The organism is Chryseobacterium sp. CP-77 (genome assembly GCF_036362765.1).
Lineage (GTDB): Bacteria > Bacteroidota > Bacteroidia > Flavobacteriales > Weeksellaceae > Chryseobacterium > Chryseobacterium cupriresistens.
Window position 1 is genome coordinate 4,395,687 of sequence record NZ_CP143637.1, and the last position, 18,796, is coordinate 4,414,482.

An 18,796-nucleotide genomic window follows, 5' to 3' on the forward strand; every position below is an offset into this window, starting at 1 on the left:
GCCTCTTTTCCATGATTGAAGAAGACGATTATAAAGAACTCCTTAATTGGAGTTCTTTTCATTTCTACGGTTTTCCGTAAACTGATTACTTATAGAATATTTATTTTTATTACGTAATTATCCTTAAGCGGTCGGTATCCTGTACTTATTCGATTTTTCTTAATAATTTTTTTTTTCACTTTTTTTTCAGTCCATTTTAGTTGTACATAAAATCAAATTACATTATATTTATTGCAAATGGGTAAAGTGTACATATGTTAATTGGTTATGCAAGAGTAAGCAAGTTTGAACAAAATCTCGATTTACAAACTGATGCTTTAAAAAGTTTAAGAATTGATAAAATTTATGTTGACAAAGTTAGCGGCATAAAGTCAGAGAAGCCACAGCTTAACGAATTATTAAATTATCTACGTAAAGATGACACTTTAGTCGTATGGAGATTAGATCGAATTGGAAGAACTACTGTTGGTCTGATTCAATTTGTAACAGAACTAAATGAAAGAGGAATCCAATTTAAATCTATTACTGAAAATATTGACACATCATCAACTAGTGGAAAATTGATCTTTCAAATATTCTGTGTGTTGGCAGAGCATGAAAGAAACGTATTGATCGAAAGAACTAATGCCGGGTTAAAGTCTGCAAGAGCGAGAGGCAGAAAAGGTGGGAGACCAAAAGGATTAACTGAAAAGTATAAGAAAATTGCTCCCGTAGTTAAAGCTTCTTACCAAGCGAAGGAACTACCAGTAGAAGAAATAATGAAAGCTTTCAATATTGGCAGTAAAACAACATTTTATAAAATAATTAAATCTTAGATAATGGGAAACAAAAATTTAGAAAATACAGAAGAAAATAATATTCAGCTTTGTAAAGATTGTAAAGATCTTATTGGGGAGCAAAGGCATACTCCGCCTCATAAAAATCTAGTGCAGACAGATTTTAAAGAAGTAAAATCACAGTTTGGAAATGTTGATGAATATTATTACAAATGTAACTCTTGTTCTAAAACATGGCTTCGCGAAACAGGTAGTTATGGCGAGGGTTGGATATAAAATTATACATAACAGCAATATGAAAAATATAAGATTCAATTTGACCAAAATTCTTAACAATGTAAATAGCAAAATCAACAGTTACGAAAAAGTTGAATTATTACTTGATCATGATTCTATTTGTTTTAGAACTGGTGGAATAGTTTACTTCTGTGACCATAAAAAATTTTTAGATGTATTAGAAGTTAATGAATTTAGTTATGATAATTCTGATGCTGAAGATTTAGATATCGATTTATTAGGTAAGCATATCGTTAACCAATTAACGGCTGCTATAGGTAGAAAATTTTATCCCGAAATTAAGACCCTTTCCTCAGATTTAAATCAAAATTAACCTCATATATAGATGGAAAAAGAAAATTTATTTGAACTTATCAGAAGAGAGGAAGTGATAATTTGGGCAGGTGCGGGAATGTCTCTTAATTCAGGATATCCTTCAGGAAGAGAACTTTGTAATTTATTATATGAAAACTTAACAGTTTCAGAAAAAAAATTGTTTGAAAATAATTATAATCTATTAGATATTTCAGAGCAAATATTTAGAGTAAGAGGGCACAATAAAAACTATATCATTAAAACATTAAAAGATGTATTTGATAAAGAGCCGGAAAATATCAAAACTCACAAAATAATTTCGGAAATACCTCATTTTAAAACTATTATAACAACCAATTATGATAGACTATTTGAAATTGCTTATAAATCCACAGCGGATCTTATATTATCAAGTTCTAATTTGGGATACATTAGCAAAAATAAAACTCAAATATTCAAAATCCACGGTGATTTGAACGATCCTGACAGTATAATTATTACACAGTCTGATTATAATAACTTTTTTAAATCAAATAGTGAATATAGTACATATTGGTCTGTTTTAAAAGAACGACTTTCAACAAATTCAGTTCTCTTTTTAGGGTATAACTTAGAAGATCCAAATGTGTCAGTTATATTTGAAAGAATAACAGATAATTTGAAATCTAATCGAAAAGAATGCTTTTTAGTGGCTCCTAATTTACCTATTCATAAAATAAATGATCTCACACTAAAAGGCATTAAATACATTGATTCTACCGCAGAAAAATTACTAGAAGAATTAGTTAAAGTTTTAAAAGATAATATAGTAAAGGATTTAGAAAATAATAAAGTTTCTGCAAATTCATTTAAGCAATTTGTACAAAATTTTAATATTCTCCCAAAGTTAGATTCTTCAAGAGATAATTTCAAAGTGGAAGGTTTCAAAAGTCTAAATGGAACGCCTGCAGAAGGTATGCTAAGTTTAACATTATCAAATGAGAATGATTTTTTGATTGAGTTTAGAGATTTTATGCAAGGAAAAAGTTTTGGCGAATTTGAAATTTCTGAAAATATTATAAAAAATGCTGAAATATCATTCGAAGGTATTAGGTTATCTAATTATACGGAGGGAGTGAAATTTAATTTTAAATCTCATGCCATATATGATGATACTGTAAATATTCGATTTGCGAATGGAGAAGAATTTTTTGAATTTCCAGTAAAACTTTACGGAAACGAATCTTTGATAGAGGTACATTCTAAGTTGAAATCATGTAAAATGATTTTTAAAATTAATTTTAAAAATTTTCCTAGTTGTGACTTTAATTTTAAATATACTCGAGAAGAAATCTGTTTAAATACTCGTAATGCACTTGAAATGTATAATTTTCTGAGAAATTTCGCAGAGGGTTATGAATTCACTATATTTTTGAAAAGCGGACAAAAAATTTCAAAATCTTTACAAAAGTTCCCAGAGCTTATAGATCACTCTTTATTTTATATTCAGTATTTTCAAAAATTACAGATAATTGAGAAGAAGTATAACGTTCAATTTTCAAATTTTAGTTTTAGCCAAATTAATCAAGATTCTCTTAAACTTGTTGATGAGTTAATTGATCTTATTCAACATGGATTCATACTTTATGATTACAATGATGGATTACAGATGGAACTAATACCTAATTGTTCTCAAGAAACAATTGAAGCGTTAAAAGAAATTGGAGGAGAAGGCTCTCCAATTGTTGGTGCTGAAAATAATTTTTCCACTGAAATTTTACATGGACAAAAAATTAATTTAGGATATAAAAAAGTTGAGATTTTAGATCCAATAATCATAAATATTAATGATATCATTAATAGGACTACAAATATTGCATTAGCTGAAAGTAAATCTAAAACTATGCGTATGACATATGAAGACTCCCCCTTTACAAGCGAATTGTAAAAACCTTTTAGTTGTATTACTAACATCAGAAAACGATTTAAAAAAATGAGCAATATTCGAGATAAAATTTTGCGTGTAAAATACATTGAAGATAGAAGATCCTAATTATCAAAAAATGATTAAAATGATATTTTTAAAAATAGATAAAATGTTAATTTATGTTTGAAACAAATTCCATAGGGATTTTACTTTTCTTATTCTTTATAGTACTATTTATTATTAGTTTTATTTATCAAATTAGTGGGGAGATCTTCAATCGATTCTTCACTAATGAGGATAATGATTATAAGACCAATCTGTCACAGAAAGTTATTTTTTTAGTGTTGATAGCTATTATCTTTTTAACTTGTTCTATAATAGCAGTGCCATTATTTACTAGACCTGGATTTATGGCTTTTTTTGATCCCAAGGAAACTGGCTATATAGGTGATACAATAGGAGGAATAACAAATCCATTTATTAATTCAGCAGCTGTAATTGTTACTGGATTAGCTTTTTATATGCAGTATAAAGCTAATAAATTGCAAGTTTCGATTTTTAAAAAACAAATTGACGAAGCAAGAGACCAATTCGATAAAAGTTTGAAAGAGGACAGACTAAAAGATATAAGAAATGAAAAGTTAGATTCTTATCACAAGTTAGAGTTACTCTCTGTCAATCTAAATTCTATTTTAGAAGATCTTAATGAAAAAGGTGAAAAAATCTTTAAGTATGGACAAGATCTGAATAACGAACCATTTAAGTCTCATATCCTCAGAAGAACACCTTCACGAGATTATTTAAGAATTTTAGAAATTGATAGGCTGGCTGTTTATAAAGGTTTTCGTTTTTTTAACGTTAATGATCAAAGCAAAAATTTTAGCAGACTTTATAATATTTTGGATTTTTTACCTGAATTTTTTCAAGATTTCTATTCTAAAGTTCAAAACTATATCAAAGAGTCTTTTGAAGAAAAAATGAATATAAGAAATAAGATACTTCAGTTTTTAGATTTTAATGCTAAAATTATAATTGATTATGAAGATAACCAATCTCACCCTGTAGCAATCATAGCTAATGAAGCTATTAGGGTTAATTATGAAATAATAGAATCTAGTTATGATGAATTTGGTAATCCTGTTTCCGAAACTGATTGGCAAGAAATCGATGAGAAATTACTAAAGAATTTTATTGAAGAAGCATTGAAATTACGAGGTAGCATATATTTTGATCCCGCTATAATTCCAATTATTGAATTTGCTAGTAACATAAGAAAAGATATTATTTTGTTAAAACAGAGAGCTAAAGAATTTTCTTTTGAAGTTAACAGTCAATATAATAATCTATTGGTTGATGGTGAACAAGAAAGTGTTGGAAAATTACTAGCAGACTTACAGACTGAAATTAATGATAGGCTTTCAATAGCTAAACGTGAAATAGAGATGTTTTATGACGTTTAATTAAATCATCAACTTTGTATTTGGAACAAGCGTTTGTTATATAGCTGGTGAGCTTCCAGTGGAATCGGTTCAGGAATTGCAAAATCATTGGCTGCAGCAGGAGCAACAGTCATTGTCAATCATTCTTCAGAAAGATCTACGGATGAAGCCAAAGCTGTTTTAAAAGAAATAACGGATGCCGGAGGGAAAGGAATGACCTACCAATGTGATGTTTCCAAAGAAGATCAGGTCATCAGAATGTTTCAGGATGTCATTGCTGAGTACCAGACTGTAGATATTCTGATCAATAATGCAGGGATTCAGAAAGACGCGAAATTTACTGAAATGACTCTTGACCAATGGAATGCTGTCATAGGAGTTAATCTGACGGGACAATTTCTATGCGCCAGAGAAGCCATTAAAGAATTTTTGCGAAGGGGAATAGATCTTTCACGGTCTGTTGCCTGTGGAAAAATCATTCATATCAGTTCAGTCCATGAAATTATTCCGTGGGCGGGTCATGCTAATTACGCTTCCAGTAAAGGGGCCGTCAGAATGCTGATGCAAACGCTTGCTCAGGAATATGGTGCGGATAAAATCCGTGTCAATTCCATTTGTCCGGGAGCGATTCAGACGCCGATTAACCGGAATGCATGGGATACGCCGGAAACCCTAAACTCTCTCCTCACGCTTATTCCCTATAATAGGATCGGACAGCCGCAGGATATCGGCAACCTAGCAGCATTTCTTGCGAGTGATCTTGCAGATTATATTACCGGAACAAGCATTTTCGTAGATGGCGGGATGACTACCTTTGAGAGCTTTTCTACGGGAGGATAGGGGAGTTCAAAGTTTAATGTTCAAGGTTTAAAGTTTAATGATTTGAGGTTGTTCTTATAGTTTGAAACGGAATTAAAATATTACTCATTGCTTATTACTCATTACTCATAATTATCGCTTATGTCGGAAAAACAGAGAATTTCAGATGTTTCATGGAAAAAATGGGGCCCTTATGTAAGCAACCGCGAATGGGGGCTCGTTCGGGAAGACTACAGTGAAGACGGGGATGCCTGGAATTACACAGGCCACGATACCGCAGAAGCCAAAACATACCGTTGGGGTGAAGAAGGGATATGCGGAATCTGTGACGATCTTCAGAAACTTGTATTCTCTGTAGGTTTCTGGAATAAAAAGGACAAAATGGTGAAAGAGCGGTTCTTTGGACTCACCAACGGACAAGGGAATCATGGTGAAGATGTAAAGGAATATTTCTATTATCTTGATTCTACTCCTACCCATTCTTATATGAAGATGCTGTATAAGTATCCTCAGAATGCTTTTCCTTATGAAGACCTGGTAAAAACCAATGCGCAGAGAGGAAAAGAGGATCCGGAATATGAGCTGATTGACACAGGAATTTTTGATCAGAATGACTATTTTGATATTTTTATAGAATATGCAAAGGAAAGTCAGAATAATATTCTCGTAAGATTAACAATTATCAATAAATCTGAAAAAGAAGCATCTCTGGTCATCTTGCCGACAGTTTGGTTCAGAAATACCTGGAACTGGGGATATGATGATTATAAACCCCAATTGTCTGCGGAAGATGCTGACCATATTAAAGTCAATCATCAGGATATTGAGATTAAAAATGTGTACGCAAAACAGTCCTTAAAGACCTTGTTTTGTAATAATGAAACCAATAATGAAAAGCTTTATCAATGTTCTAATGAATCAAAATACTGTAAAGACGGGATCAATAATTTTGTGATGACAGGAAATTCCCAGTCTGTAAATCCACAAAATGCAGGAACCAAAGCTTCTTTCTTTATTGATGAGGACTTTCAGGATGGAGAAGCGAAGATATTTGAATTCAGACTTTCAGATAAGGATATTCGAGAGCCTTTTAAAGATTTTGATATCCTTTTTGAACAAAGACAGAAAGAGGCAGATGAGTTTTATTCAGAAATCCAGAAAGGAATTGCTTCGGAAGATGAAAAACTGGTTCAAAGGCAGGCTTTTGCCGTCATGTTGTGGAATAAAATGTTTTACCATTACAATGTGGAAAAATGGCTGAAAGGTGACCCTTCTGAAATGCCGCCGCCAAAGTCCCGGGAAACAATAAGAAATTACGACTGGAAGCATCTCAACAACGAACATATTATTTCTATGCCGGATAAATGGGAATATCCGTGGTATGCAACGTGGGATCTTGCATTTCACACCATCAGCTTTTCACTGATAGATCCGGATTTTGCCAAACATCAGTTAAAGCTTTTCCTGTTTGAATGGTATATGCATCCCAACGGACAGCTTCCTGCCTACGAATGGAACCTGAGTGATGTGAATCCTCCTGTACATGCCTGGGCGGTTTTCAGGGTCTTTAAAATTGATGAATATTTAAAAGACAAACCAGACCTGGAATTTCTCGAAAGTGCTTTCCAAAAACTGCTCATGAATTTTACCTGGTGGGTTAACAAAAAAGACCTTAACGGTAATAATATCTTTGAAGGTGGATTCCTGGGACTTGATAATATCGGTGTTTTTGACAGGAATTCTGTTTTACCCAACGGAGAACAGCTGGAACAGTCGGATGGAACAAGCTGGATGGCTATGTTTGCCCTCAATATGATGAGAATTGCCCTGGAACTGGCCCTCTACAATAAGGTGTATGAAGAAATGGCTATGAAATTCTTTGAACATTTCCTGTCGATTGCCCATTCATTGGATAATATGGGTGATGAGAATTTCAGTCTTTGGGATGAGCAGGATGAATTTTTCTATGATGCAATTACTTCCAGTGACGGAACTCATATGTATCTGAAATTAAGAACCATCGTTGGGTTGATCCCGATGTTTGCTGTTGAGGTTATTGATGATGAAATGATTGAAAACCTTCCCAATTTCAAAAAAAGAATGAAATGGGTACTGGATAATAAACCTGAACTCGCTTCTCTGGTATCAAGATGGGAAGTGAAGGGACAGGATTCAAAACATCTTTTATCCCTGCTTCGGGGACATCGTCTGAAAAGGCTGTTAAACCGGATGTTGAATCCGGATGAATTTCTGAGTGATTACGGAGTAAGAGCCTTATCCAAAGAGTATGAAAGAAATCCTTATACTTTAACTCTGAATGAAACGGATTTTACTGTTAAATATACCCCTGCGGAAAGTGACAGCGGCTTGTTTGGTGGAAACAGCAACTGGCGTGGCCCCGTGTGGTTTCCGATCAATTTTCTTATTATTGACAGTCTTCAGCGTTTTTTCTTCTATTACAGTCCGGATTTTTTGGTAGAATATCCTACGGGCAGCGGTAATTATTCAGACCTTGATCAGATTGCAGATGCCTTAAATAAGAGACTTGCGAAAATATTTTTAAAGGATGAAAATGGTAAACGCCCCGTTCATGGGCAGTATGAAAGATTTCAGACCGATCCGGATTTTAAAGATTATATCCTTTTCTATGAATATTTCCATGGAGACAACGGCCGTGGAGTAGGGGCTTCCCATCAGACAGGCTGGACGGGACTTATTGCTAAGATTCTTCAGCCCAGATTTTCCAAAAAAGAAATGGCAGAATCCGAAACTGAAATGCCGGATAATGCAGAAAAACAATAAGCTGGTTTATTCAAATATCTGTTGAATAATTTCAAGTGAGGCCGGAGTTTTGAAGTCCGTGATATGATAATGATAGTACACCAAAAGACTGTCAAGAAAATCTTTTCTTAATGAAGAATGGATTTTTGTGGCATAAAAATCTTCTGCACAAAGAGCTTCTTTCCATACCATTGAAATTTCTTCATTGAAAAGCTGATGGCTTATTCCTGAAGAAAAAGTTCCGGTTTCCGGATCTAAAAAATTTCCTTCGCTCAATAATGGAGCTACACCCTGAATTTTTAAAAAAGCCAGCAAAAATAGAAGATGTGCCTGATAATTTCTATTGGTCAGCTCACTGATAAGATGATCAATACCGGAATAGACCGGAATATTTTTATTCTCATGCTTAAGGATATGACTCAGAAAATCCGAGATAAAGAAAATGACAGTATTGACCTTTATATCTGTATAAATATCATTGTTTTTTACCAGTTCAAACTTTGAAACAGTCGGGATTCCGTTACCCCGTGCTGGATTTACGGAAAAATTGAGCTGGCTCAGCGGCTGAAGCAGGGCTTTCTTTTTGTTCTTTTTGGAATAAATTCCTTTCAGAAAATAGCTTTGAAAGCCCTCTTCTTCTGTAAAACAATGCAATACCGCATCATTTTCCCCGTATTTGATAAATGAAAGTAAAAAACCGTTTTGTGAATTCATTAATTAACCACTCCTATTTTGGCGGTAGCTTTATCGGATCCGTCTTCATTCGTCATCAGGACAAAATAAATCCCTGAAGCTACTCTTGTTCCTTTCTGATTATTGAGATCCCATTCATAATAACCTCCTCTTGCAACGGCAGAGTGTACTACATTTCCTGCAGCATCCACGATTCTTATATTGGTTTTTTCTGCAAGACCTTTTATCGTTACTTTTCCTTTGAAGTTAGAATACACAACAGGATTAGGATAGACCATAACGTCGCCAAAATTAGAAGTCACGTCTGCTACATCTCCCTGGTAAGTCACAATACCATTATATGTTACAAAATATACCTTACCTGTTTTTTTATCAACTTTTATATCGGTAACACTATTGGTAGGTAGCGGTGAATTTTCCTTTGTAAAATGTTTTATGGTTCTCTGACCGTCTGAAGAGAGGTAGTAAACACCACCACCGTCAACAGATACCCATTTATGATCACCTGCATCTACTGCAATCTGAAGAATTGCTGATTCTCTGAAAAGCTCTTCACCCAAACCATTCTGCTCTATCACTATAGGTTCCACTTTAGGCTGGGCACTTTTTATTTCTGATGCTGCGTTTGACATGATCCTCAGACCTCCGTCCGTACCAATCCATGCATCACCAGCCTTATCAAATGCTACGGATAAAATTCCTCCTGAACTGTTAAATCCATTAGATGTTCCCAGGATATAATCTGAATCATCGGAAAGGTTAAGGGCATTTTTATAATCATACACCCAGAAGTTATTGGATCTCGGTAGCGGAGTCCACAACATATTTTCGTGGAAAACCGGTTTTTGAATACCATCACTGGCCAGAACTAATTTTTTGATAACAAAATCATCAGCCGCTTTATCATAAATTCCCATAGATGGGTTTCCATCATTAAAACCAAATGATACAAAAAGATTGCTCTGAGCGTCTGTAGCAAAACCTACTGGGCGTCTGTAATAAGGCTGTGCTCCCAGATTATAATATTTTACCAGTTCAAAATCTTTGCTGGTAGCATTGTACTTCATTTTGTAAACTCCATTATCCAACATTGTATAATTGGTAAAGAGTACTTCATTATTGTTATAAGGACTTATAATAGCATCCAGTACATTGATAAAGGTTGGGCGGTTTGGATTGTTTTTATTGAAAAAAGAAGGATAAATCCATTCCGTACCATTAAAATAATAAAATCCAGGTTCTTGTGGCTGAATAAACGGATGATTATAATTATTAGCTCTGGCACCAGAGGAAACCAGGAGCTGACCGTTATCAAAAAGATTGATATTATAAGCAAAATTGAAATAAGGACCGGAAGGTTTAAAAGTATTGTTACCTTCATCCTTAATTCCCGATAATACCGTTCCTCCTAAAATCTTTCCGCCAGCTGTTAATGCAGTATTGCATTCTTCACCAAGACTTACCGCATTTTGTGATACTCCATTGATTCCATAGGTGTATACTCTGTTATCTGTAACCACAATACTATTGGAAGTAATAACAACATCCCTGATTTTTTCGAAAGTAGTAGGAAGTTGTGTCGGGGTACCGTTATTATAGATATAAGCTGCCGTAGCCGTTGAGAAAACCAGTTCTGATTCTGAATCTATATGTTTGAAAGCTCCGGGAGCTTCCGTTGTCCAGGTAGAAAATACAGGAAATGTAGTATTCATTTGATGGCTTTTCAAACCTGTATCTGTTACAGAATATACTTTATTACCGAATATGGTGGCTTCATTACTTGCCTGATAAACCCCGCCGGTCAGGAAAAATGCAGAATCACCAAATTCTTTATTCTGAAGATTAAAGATTGAAACTCCATATCCAACAGAAATGACAGCCTGATCTCCGGTTATGGAAATGTGGTTGATCTTTTTGTCTCCATTATATCCTGTAGCAATGGGAATATCAACAATATATTTGATTTCCTGAGGTGTAATAACATCCATAGATCCGTTTTCATAACCGATAAGTCCGGTTTTAGTCTGTGGATTATAGTCGAAAGCTGTAATTCCGATATTATGAAGCCCGTTGGCTTTGGATAACTTCGTAATTTCTCCTGTTGCTATTGTATAATAGAATATTCCGTTTTGGGTGGCTGCAATGATTTTTCCATTGTCTTCTTTCATGGCTAAGACATTATTATAGGAAAACAGGTCTGCCCACTTTTTGGATGAAATAACCTGTGCTTTTGTCAGCTGCAGGGATGCTAAAATACCAAGAGAAATTATAGAGAGTTTTTTCATATTATGCGGTTATGCTGCTATCTATCACCTGATTGTTCCAGGAAATATGCTGTACGTTTTTGTTTGTATCAAAATAAAAATCGATCCTACCTAAAAGAAGACCAGCCCATCCTACTTGATTGACAAGGACATTTTTGCCCAGTCTGTTGGTAAAGGATTGTGGTTCCGGTAAGAATGTATGAGTATGGCCTCCTAAGATAATATCAATATTTTCTGTATTGGCCGCTAAAATTTTATCACTTATTTTATCCGGTTCGTCTCTGTAGTCGTAGCCGATGTGCGAAAGACAAATCACCAGATCACATTTCTGATCTTTTTTCAGGAAATTGGAATAATGCTGTGCAACATCAACCGGGTTGGAATAAACGGTTTCCCCGTACTGTTTTTTACCTACAAGACCATCCAGCTGGATCCCCACCCCGAAAATCCCTACTTTAATTCCATTTTTGTTGAATATCTGGTAGGGAGAAGTTTTCCCGTCAAGAACCGTATTTTTAAAATCATAATTGGAACAGATAAATGGAAACTTCGCATTAGGAAGCACCTTTAAAAATCCATCAAGTCCATTGTCGAAATCATGATTTCCCATGGTAGAGGCATCATATTTCATCATAGACATTAATTTGAACTCCAGTTCTCCTCCGAAGAAATTAAAATAAGGAGTTCCCTGGAAAATATCTCCGGAATCAAGAAGAAGAACATTACTTTCCTGGCTTCTGATCTGTTGGATTAAGCTTGCCCTTCTTGCAAAACCTCCCTGATTGGGATTTTTGGTATAGCTCGCGTCAAAAGGCTCTATTCTGCTATGTTGATCATTGGTATGAAGAATAGTCAGTTTATTTGCAGATTTTAAATTAAGAATTTTTAATTCCTCTGCCATCATAATATTGGGAGCTAAAGCCATTGCTAAAGATCCGCCTCCTATTGCTTTTAAAAAACTTTTTCTATCCATTATTACTTTCCGATAAAATTTAAACGAACATCCGAATTAACCACGACTTCAGGTGATTTTTTAAAATAATCGATAAACATATCTCTCATTTTAATCCCTGTTGCAATGGATTCTCCTTTAGCAAAGAATTTCATATTGTCTCCGCCCAGCGCAAGATAATCTGAAGTGGCAATATAATAATATTTAGCCGGATCTACTGTGTTGCCGTTGATTAAGGATTTGGTTACCTGTCCGTTTTTTGTTTCAATATATAAATGTGAAACAGGATTGTTGACCTGCGTTTTTGCATAATACTCAAAAAGACCCTGTAAATCTGCTCCCTTCATTTTCACAATCACCACTTCATTTTCGAAAGGCATTACTTCAAATACATTTTTAAGTAAAATATCTCCCTTTCCGATAGTGGTACGGATCCCTCCGATATTGATCAGTGCAGCGTCTACATTTTGCTTAAGATGAGTTTTGATCCACTCATTACCTCCTTCAAACGTATAGTCAGCTAAAAGATTACCCAGATTGCTGTTATCGCCCTGTTTGGTAAGATCCACATTGGTATGTGAAATCTTCTGGTTCATTTCTTGATCCAGTTTCTGTTTATAAGGTTCGATCAATTTTACAAACTCCTCATCATTCTTTAGCTCATTATTAATAGAAATATTTTTCTGGGTCTTTACATTCACAAGCTGCGGCGCAGAAGCCGTTTTGCATGCAGTAAGTGACACCAGGGCAATTCCTAATAACAAGAATTTATTTTTCATAATCTCTTTTAGTATATGCAAATATAACTATATGTATAATAAAACATTATTATTTATTACAAATTCTTACCGTAAATGATTAAATTTGGCAAAAATAATTCTAACAGATGAGCATTTTAAAAGGAGTAGGTGTTGCATTGGTAACGCCCTTTAATGAAGATTTATCCGTAGACTTCGACAGTTTAACAAAACTGGTGGAGTACAATATCGAAAACGGAACCAATTATTTGGTAGTATTGGGAACAACGGCAGAAGCCGCAACGCTTTCTGCAGAGGAGAAGAAACAGGTAATTGAGCACATCATTAAGGTGAATAATAAACGTCTTCCTTTGGTTTTGGGAATTGGCGGCAACAATACTCTTGAAGTCAAGAAACAGATTGAAGAAGCAGATCTTTCTGCATTTGAAGCAGTACTTTCAGTGTCTCCATATTATAATAAACCGAACCAGGAAGGGCTTTATCAGCATTATAAGGCATTAGCTTCCACAGGAAAAAATATTATTATTTATAATGTTCCGTCAAGAACAGGGCAAAATGTAGAAGCTGATACTACACTTCGTCTTGCAAAGGAATTTCCTAACTTATTCCTGATTAAGGAAGCTTCTCCTAATATTCTTCAGTATTTTGATATTCTGAGAAAGAAACCTGAAGGATTTTCTTTAGTTTCAGGAGATGATGAATATACATTGCCGGTAACTCTTGCAGGAGGAGATGGAGTAATTTCCGTAATCGGACAGGCGTATCCCAAAGAATTCTCTACTATGGTACAGCTGGCTTTCGAAGGTAAAGTAAAAGAAGCTTATGAAATTCACAACAAACTGGTAGATATTACCCGTCTGATTTTTGCTGAAGGTAACCCTTGCGGTATTAAGGTAATATTGGCTGAAAAAGGAATCATTAAAAATTATCTTAGACTTCCTTTGGTAAAAGCTTCAGAAGGTCTTCATGCAAAAATTAAAGCTGAAATGACCAAAATTTAAATAATGAATATCGTTATGGGAAACGAAAGATGATTTTCCGGTAACATTTTAACATTATAATAAACATATTAAGGTGAAAGTGATCTACTTTCACCTTTTTTATTTCCATCTTTGATGTATAAAAATATGGAGTGGAAATTTTTGTCAACTTTGCATTTGAAAGTGAGAATAAAAACAAAATTTAGAATATGAAATTAATAGAAGCGAAAGAAAAGGATATTCCTTTAATCCAGGAATTGGCAAGAAGATCGTGGGAGAGTGCATATGCGGGAATTATTTCAGATGACCAGATCAACTATATGCTGGGAGAGATGTATTCTCAGGATGAAATCTTAAAACATCTCGATAACCCCAATTATCATTATTATTTAATTTTTGATGACAATAATGGTTCTTTCGAAGGCTTTATTGGTTATGAACATAGCTATGAACCCGATACTACAAAACTGCACAGAATTTATCTGGTCCCGGAAAGTAAAGGTAAAGGCTTCGGAAAAGGAGCCATTGATTTCCTGAAAAAGAAACTTTCTGAAAGCAATGACACAAGAATTATCCTGAATGTCAACAAAGAAAACAATGCCAGAAAATTCTACGAATCCCAGGATTTCAAAGTATATAATGAGATGGTTTTAGATATTGGAAACGGTTTTGTAATGGATGATTATCAAATGGAATATCTAATTCACAGATAAATGACTTAAAATTTTGTAACTTTATCCTGTAATTCTATAACAGGTGATTTCTTTTTTTGATTCATCTTTGCTTCAGAACCAAATCACTTATACAATACATTCATATGCTTGGTTTTGAGCTGAAAAGCTTTTTATCAGTATATTTTTTTCATCCTTAGTGTTTAAATTCCTGTATTCTAAAATACAGGAGTTTTTTCGTATTTATAGTAAAATATTAAAAATATACATCTATTTCACATTTACTTGAAATAAATTATTATATTTACTCCATAAATGGCTTATATATACTAGGATGAAAATGTATGTTAAATTTGATTTCAATGCTCTTTGTAAAAAGGTATTGGACGAGAAACTTAAAGAACACGGGCTGAAGTACAGGTTACTGAACTTCGGTGAGGTGGAATTCTATGAGCCCCTTACGCAAGAACAGCACAATCTTTTTAAGAAAAATCTTGAAGATTATGGGATCGAGATCATAGAAAGCCAAAAAAACGCGCTGGTACAGAAAATCAAAGATGCTATTGTAGAGCTCGTCTTTTCTGATGAAATTATACCCGTAAAAGCATCTATCTATATTTCTGAAAAACTCAATCATAGCTATGGATACCTTTCCAATCTGTTTTCAGAAGTTGCTTTTACCTCTATTGAGAATTTTATTATTCTGCAGAAGATAGAGCATGCGAAGGCTCTTATCATAAGAAACAAACAAAGCCTTACAGAAATTGCCCATAAGCTGAACTATTCCAGTGTGGCGCATTTAAGTACCCAGTTTAAAAATACAACAGGAATTACTCCATCCCAGTTTCAAAAAATTATTGGCAGGCGAAGAAGAGTACAAAGCACGGTAATAAACCCTAAAATGCAGTATGAATAAAGAATTTCTGAACGTAATAGTAGCAGATAACGATGAAAACACCTTGATTTTTTTTAAAAAAATTCTGAAAGAGTTGAAAATCTCTATAAAAGTTCAATGTTTCAGTAACGGGAACAGCCTGATGGAATACCTGAATAATGACGATGCCGTAGTTCCGGAACTTGTTTTTATAAATTATATGATTCCCGGAAAAGAGAGCATGGAATGCCTGGAAGATATCAGTTCGAATTCAAAATTCAACAATATGGTGACTGCTATTTTTTCTGATCCGATTCCGGAACATGAAGTAGAAGAAATTTTTGTGAAAGGGGCTCATATTTTTATGAAAAAACCGGATTGTTTTGAGAAGCTCAGAAAGGTACTTACGGAAGTTATTACCATCAACTGGCAGTATCATACTTCGGGTTTGAATAAAGATAATTTAATCCTGAAAGTATGATGAATAAAGGATTTATTAATTTAATGTTAATAATTTTAAAATCGTATTTATTGCATACTATTCACAAATAGGTGAAAATTTTATAACTAATCATTAAAATAATATAAAAGGCATCTGAATTAATATACGGACATTTGTAAAAGTAAACTGAGACACAAATTTGATTATATAGTAGAAGATACAGGTGAATGAAAAGTAATTGTTTCTAAAGAACAAAATTATATAAATCACGATGTTAGTTAAACAAAATGGATTATACTAATTTTCCAATTATAAAGCACAGAAGATCTTTAAACAAAACGGTACAATCATGAAAACTCAATAAGTAGTTGGAGATATTTTTATTCGTTTCATTCCCTCATCTCCACCGAAACACAGTTAGTTTTTATAATAAGCAAGTTGGAAAAAATAATTCATTTTGTTTTTTTATAATTTATTTTAATAGTAATGGTTTTAGCTCATTATTATATTGTTATATAAATATTTTCACACCACATCACAAAATATTAAACCTGAACTATTAAAATAAATTTTTTTTGGACACACCAAAAGTAATTTCTTCTAAATAACAGTTTTATAAGGGGGCCGCAGGAAATTTTTTCTGCGGTTTTTTTATGATATTTTACTCCACTTATTTTTTCCTTTGTAGTATCTGATATAATAATTTTTGATGATCAGATTGTCAGGTCTTGAAAGCATAGGATCTGCTTCAAGTATTCTTTCTACCGTATTTTTTGTTGTTTTGATGATTGCAGAGTCATTGATAAGATCCAGTCTTTTAAAATCTACCACACCACTTTGCTGGGTGCCCAGTATATCTCCGGGCCCGCGAAGCTGCATATCCACTTCAGAAATTTTAAAACCATCATTGGTTTCAGTCATTGTTTTGATACGTGTTCTGCTTTCTTTTGATAATTTATCGGAAGTCATCAGGATACAGTAACTCTGTTCTGCTCCTCTTCCTACACGCCCTCTGAGCTGGTGAAGCTGTGACAGTCCGAATCTTTCAGAACTCTCAATCACCATTACCGAAGCATTCGGAACGTTTACTCCGACTTCGATTACCGTTGTTGCAACCATTATTTCAGCTTTTCCCGATGCAAAATAAGCCATCGCAGCATCTTTTTCATCCGGTTTCATTTTCCCGTGAAGCATAGTGACATTATACTCTGAAAAATAATCCATCACATGCTCCAAACCTTCCATCAGATTTTTATAATCCAGGGTTTCAGATTCTTCAATCAAAGGATATACAAAATAAATCTGCCTGCCCTTTTTAATTTCATCTTTACAGAAGTTATAGACATACAATCTGTCTTTTTCCCGGCGGTGAGCGGTAATAATAGGCTTTCTTCCCACCGGCATTTCATCAATCACCGAAACATCCAGATCAGAATAAAAACTCATAGCGAGAGTTCGCGGAATAGGTGTGGCTGTCATCACCAGAATATGAGGCGGAATCTTATTTTTAGCCCATAGTTTAGCCCTTTGAGCCACTCCGAATCTATGCTGCTCATCAATGATTGCCAATCCGAGATTTTTAAATTTAACTTTATCTTCCAAAACAGCATGGGTTCCCACTAAAATAGAAAGTGTACCATTTTCCAGTTCTTCATGGATAATTCTTCTTTCTGCCGCTTTGGTAGAACCTGTGAGGAGACGGATATTGATCCCTGTTTTTTCCAACAGCTCTTTGATGCCATTGTAATGCTGCTGGGCAAGAATCTCCGTTGGAGCCATCAGGCAGCTTTGAAATCCATTGTCCATGGCGATTAGCATGGTAAGAAGAGCAACCATTGTTTTTCCAGATCCTACATCTCCCTGTAAAAGCCTGTTCATTTGGATCGGCCTTTTCATATCCATACGAATTTCCTTTAAAACTCTTTTTTGTGCATTGGTAAGCTCAAAAGGAAGATGGTTTTCATAAAAATCATTGAAGTGATCTCCAATAATCGGGAAAGGATTACCGTGGGATTGTGTTTTATGATGAAGTTTCTTTAAACCATATCCTAACTGAAAGAAAAATGATTCTTCAAATTTCAGCCGGTAATCCGCTTTATCGAAATGTTCCTGATCTTTGGGAAAGTGAACATTCAGAAAAGCATGTTGCCTGGACATGAATTTAAAGGTTTTCATCAGATATTCCGGGAAATTTTCTTCAATAAGACTTGGAATTTCTTTGCAGATATTTCTTAACGCATTCTGGAAAAATCGTTGATTTAATCCTCTTTTGGTTAGTTTTTCAGAACTTGGATAAATAGGTTTAAGGCGGGTGTCGCCTTCTTTTTTCTCTTCCGCTTCAATTTCCGGATGCGGCATAGAAAACTGACGGTTGAAAACATTGATCTTTCCAAAAATATAAACTTCCTTGTTGATGGGAAGCTGTTCTTTCAGCCACTTGGAATACTGAAACCAAACGAGATCCATACTGCCGGTTTCATCATTGAATTTTGCAGATAATCTTTTGGTTTTCCCGGTCTGAATTTCCTGTACCTGAGTAATTCTTCCCTTCAGCTGTATTTCCTGACTGGTCTCTTCTCTAAGCTGAGAAACAGTATAGATTTTACTTTTGTCCAGATAGCGGATAGGGTAGAAATTCAACATATCTTCTACAGTAGATAAGCCCAACACACTTTTGATGAGTTTGGCTCTTTCCGGACCTATTCCTTTTACATATTCTATGGAGGTTTCGAGATTCATTGTCAGGTTTCAGGATACTGTTTTTCGAACTTTTTGATTCTTATTTCGGATCATAAAAATAAAGGTCCGAATTTCGGTAAAATAAAAAAGACTTCCAAAAATTGGAAGCCT

The 18,796-nt window shown here is 34.3% G+C and carries 16 protein-coding genes; 11 read left to right on the forward strand and 5 right to left on the reverse strand.

What is annotated here, in order from left to right; genetic code table 11:
- The first annotated feature begins 254 nt into the window (after positions 1–254).
- The 7 genes from V0410_RS19755 (at position 255) to V0410_RS19785 (ending at position 8,333) form a co-directional block, all read left to right on the forward strand.
- Positions 255–815, forward strand: a complete 561-nt coding sequence (locus V0410_RS19755; RefSeq protein ID WP_330745333.1) for a recombinase family protein — start codon at positions 255–257, stop codon at positions 813–815.
- Positions 816–818: 3 nt separating this feature from the next.
- Positions 819–1,052 carry a hypothetical protein gene (locus V0410_RS19760; RefSeq protein ID WP_330745334.1) on the forward strand — a complete coding sequence of 78 codons (234 nt, stop codon included), beginning with the start codon at positions 819–821 and terminating at the stop codon, positions 1,050–1,052.
- Between the two features lie 19 nt (positions 1,053–1,071).
- Positions 1,072–1,386: a hypothetical protein gene (locus tag V0410_RS19765; RefSeq protein WP_330745335.1), complete on the forward strand. Its 315-nt coding sequence runs from the start codon at positions 1,072–1,074 to the stop codon at positions 1,384–1,386.
- Between the two features lie 12 nt (positions 1,387–1,398).
- Positions 1,399–3,294 (forward strand): SIR2 family protein, encoded by a 1,896-nt coding sequence (locus tag V0410_RS19770; RefSeq protein WP_330745336.1) that lies wholly within the window; start codon positions 1,399–1,401, stop codon positions 3,292–3,294.
- Between the two features lie 158 nt (positions 3,295–3,452).
- Positions 3,453–4,733, forward strand: a complete 1,281-nt coding sequence (locus V0410_RS19775; protein WP_330745337.1) for a hypothetical protein — start codon at positions 3,453–3,455, stop codon at positions 4,731–4,733.
- Positions 4,734–4,820: 87 nt separating this feature from the next.
- The gene (locus V0410_RS19780; RefSeq protein ID WP_330745338.1) at positions 4,821–5,552 is read left to right on the forward strand and encodes an SDR family oxidoreductase; all 732 of its coding nucleotides are present in this window, start codon (positions 4,821–4,823) and stop codon (positions 5,550–5,552) included.
- Positions 5,553–5,672: 120 nt separating this feature from the next.
- Positions 5,673–8,333: an MGH1-like glycoside hydrolase domain-containing protein gene (locus tag V0410_RS19785; RefSeq protein ID WP_330745339.1), complete on the forward strand. Its 2,661-nt coding sequence runs from the start codon at positions 5,673–5,675 to the stop codon at positions 8,331–8,333.
- Positions 8,334–8,339: 6 nt separating this feature from the next.
- Here V0410_RS19785 and recO read toward each other — a convergent pair whose 3' ends face one another.
- Genes recO through V0410_RS19805 form a run of 4 tightly spaced genes read right to left on the reverse strand, consistent with a single transcriptional unit; the run spans position 8,340 to position 13,000 of the window.
- The gene (gene recO / locus V0410_RS19790) at positions 8,340–9,026 is read right to left on the reverse strand and encodes a DNA repair protein RecO (RefSeq protein ID WP_330745340.1); all 687 of its coding nucleotides are present in this window, start codon (positions 9,024–9,026) and stop codon (positions 8,340–8,342) included.
- On the reverse strand, positions 9,026–11,290 hold the full coding sequence (porZ, locus tag V0410_RS19795) for a type IX secretion system anionic LPS delivery protein PorZ (RefSeq protein WP_330745341.1): 2,265 nt from the start codon (positions 11,288–11,290) through the stop codon (positions 9,026–9,028). Before porZ ends, recO begins: the two co-directional genes overlap by 1 nt.
- A 1-nt stretch (position 11,291) precedes the next feature.
- Positions 11,292–12,242 (reverse strand): bifunctional metallophosphatase/5'-nucleotidase, encoded by a 951-nt coding sequence (locus tag V0410_RS19800; protein ID WP_330745342.1) that lies wholly within the window; start codon positions 12,240–12,242, stop codon positions 11,292–11,294.
- A 2-nt stretch (positions 12,243–12,244) separates the two neighbouring features.
- Positions 12,245–13,000, reverse strand: a complete 756-nt coding sequence (locus V0410_RS19805; protein WP_330745343.1) for a 5'-nucleotidase C-terminal domain-containing protein — start codon at positions 12,998–13,000, stop codon at positions 12,245–12,247.
- A gap of 107 nt (positions 13,001–13,107) precedes the next feature.
- Here V0410_RS19805 and dapA point away from each other — a divergent pair, with 107 nt between their 5' ends.
- The 4 genes from dapA to V0410_RS19825 all read left to right on the forward strand — a co-directional run bounded on the left by dapA (position 13,108) and on the right by V0410_RS19825 (position 15,985).
- Positions 13,108–13,980 carry a 4-hydroxy-tetrahydrodipicolinate synthase gene (gene dapA / locus V0410_RS19810; protein WP_227942296.1) on the forward strand — a complete coding sequence of 291 codons (873 nt, stop codon included), beginning with the start codon at positions 13,108–13,110 and terminating at the stop codon, positions 13,978–13,980.
- A gap of 188 nt (positions 13,981–14,168) precedes the next feature.
- The gene (locus V0410_RS19815; protein ID WP_330745344.1) at positions 14,169–14,672 is read left to right on the forward strand and encodes a GNAT family N-acetyltransferase; all 504 of its coding nucleotides are present in this window, start codon (positions 14,169–14,171) and stop codon (positions 14,670–14,672) included.
- 292 nt (positions 14,673–14,964) lie between these two features.
- Entirely contained in the window at positions 14,965–15,546 is a 582-nt protein-coding gene (locus tag V0410_RS19820) for a helix-turn-helix domain-containing protein (RefSeq protein WP_110009546.1), read from the forward strand.
- Positions 15,539–15,985 carry a response regulator gene (locus tag V0410_RS19825; protein WP_330745345.1) on the forward strand — a complete coding sequence of 149 codons (447 nt, stop codon included), beginning with the start codon at positions 15,539–15,541 and terminating at the stop codon, positions 15,983–15,985. Before V0410_RS19820 ends, V0410_RS19825 begins: the two co-directional genes overlap by 8 nt.
- Positions 15,986–16,597: 612 nt before the next feature.
- Here the strand turns inward: V0410_RS19825 and recG are convergent.
- Complete coding sequence (gene recG, locus V0410_RS19830; RefSeq protein ID WP_330745346.1) at positions 16,598–18,685, reverse strand: ATP-dependent DNA helicase RecG; 2,088 nt, start codon at positions 18,683–18,685, stop codon at positions 16,598–16,600.
- Positions 18,686–18,796: the final 111 nt, after the last annotated feature.

Coding starts and splice junctions, on each gene's coding strand:
- V0410_RS19755 (WP_330745333.1), top strand. CDS start 255: ATGTTAATTGGTTATGCAAGAGTAAGCAAGTTTGAACAAAATCTCGAT.
- V0410_RS19760 (WP_330745334.1), top strand. CDS start 819: ATGGGAAACAAAAATTTAGAAAATACAGAAGAAAATAATATTCAGCTT.
- V0410_RS19765 (WP_330745335.1), top strand. CDS start 1,072: ATGAAAAATATAAGATTCAATTTGACCAAAATTCTTAACAATGTAAAT.
- V0410_RS19770 (WP_330745336.1), top strand. CDS start 1,399: ATGGAAAAAGAAAATTTATTTGAACTTATCAGAAGAGAGGAAGTGATA.
- V0410_RS19775 (WP_330745337.1), top strand. CDS start 3,453: ATGTTTGAAACAAATTCCATAGGGATTTTACTTTTCTTATTCTTTATA.
- V0410_RS19785 (WP_330745339.1), top strand. CDS start 5,673: ATGTCGGAAAAACAGAGAATTTCAGATGTTTCATGGAAAAAATGGGGC.
- recO (WP_330745340.1), bottom strand. CDS start 9,026: ATGAATTCACAAAACGGTTTTTTACTTTCATTTATCAAATACGGGGAA.
- porZ (WP_330745341.1), bottom strand. CDS start 11,290: ATGAAAAAACTCTCTATAATTTCTCTTGGTATTTTAGCATCCCTGCAG.
- V0410_RS19800 (WP_330745342.1), bottom strand. CDS start 12,242: ATGGATAGAAAAAGTTTTTTAAAAGCAATAGGAGGCGGATCTTTAGCA.
- V0410_RS19805 (WP_330745343.1), bottom strand. CDS start 13,000: ATGAAAAATAAATTCTTGTTATTAGGAATTGCCCTGGTGTCACTTACT.
- dapA (WP_227942296.1), top strand. CDS start 13,108: ATGAGCATTTTAAAAGGAGTAGGTGTTGCATTGGTAACGCCCTTTAAT.
- V0410_RS19815 (WP_330745344.1), top strand. CDS start 14,169: ATGAAATTAATAGAAGCGAAAGAAAAGGATATTCCTTTAATCCAGGAA.
- V0410_RS19820 (WP_110009546.1), top strand. CDS start 14,965: ATGAAAATGTATGTTAAATTTGATTTCAATGCTCTTTGTAAAAAGGTA.
- V0410_RS19825 (WP_330745345.1), top strand. CDS start 15,539: ATGAATAAAGAATTTCTGAACGTAATAGTAGCAGATAACGATGAAAAC.
- recG (WP_330745346.1), bottom strand. CDS start 18,685: ATGAATCTCGAAACCTCCATAGAATATGTAAAAGGAATAGGTCCGGAA.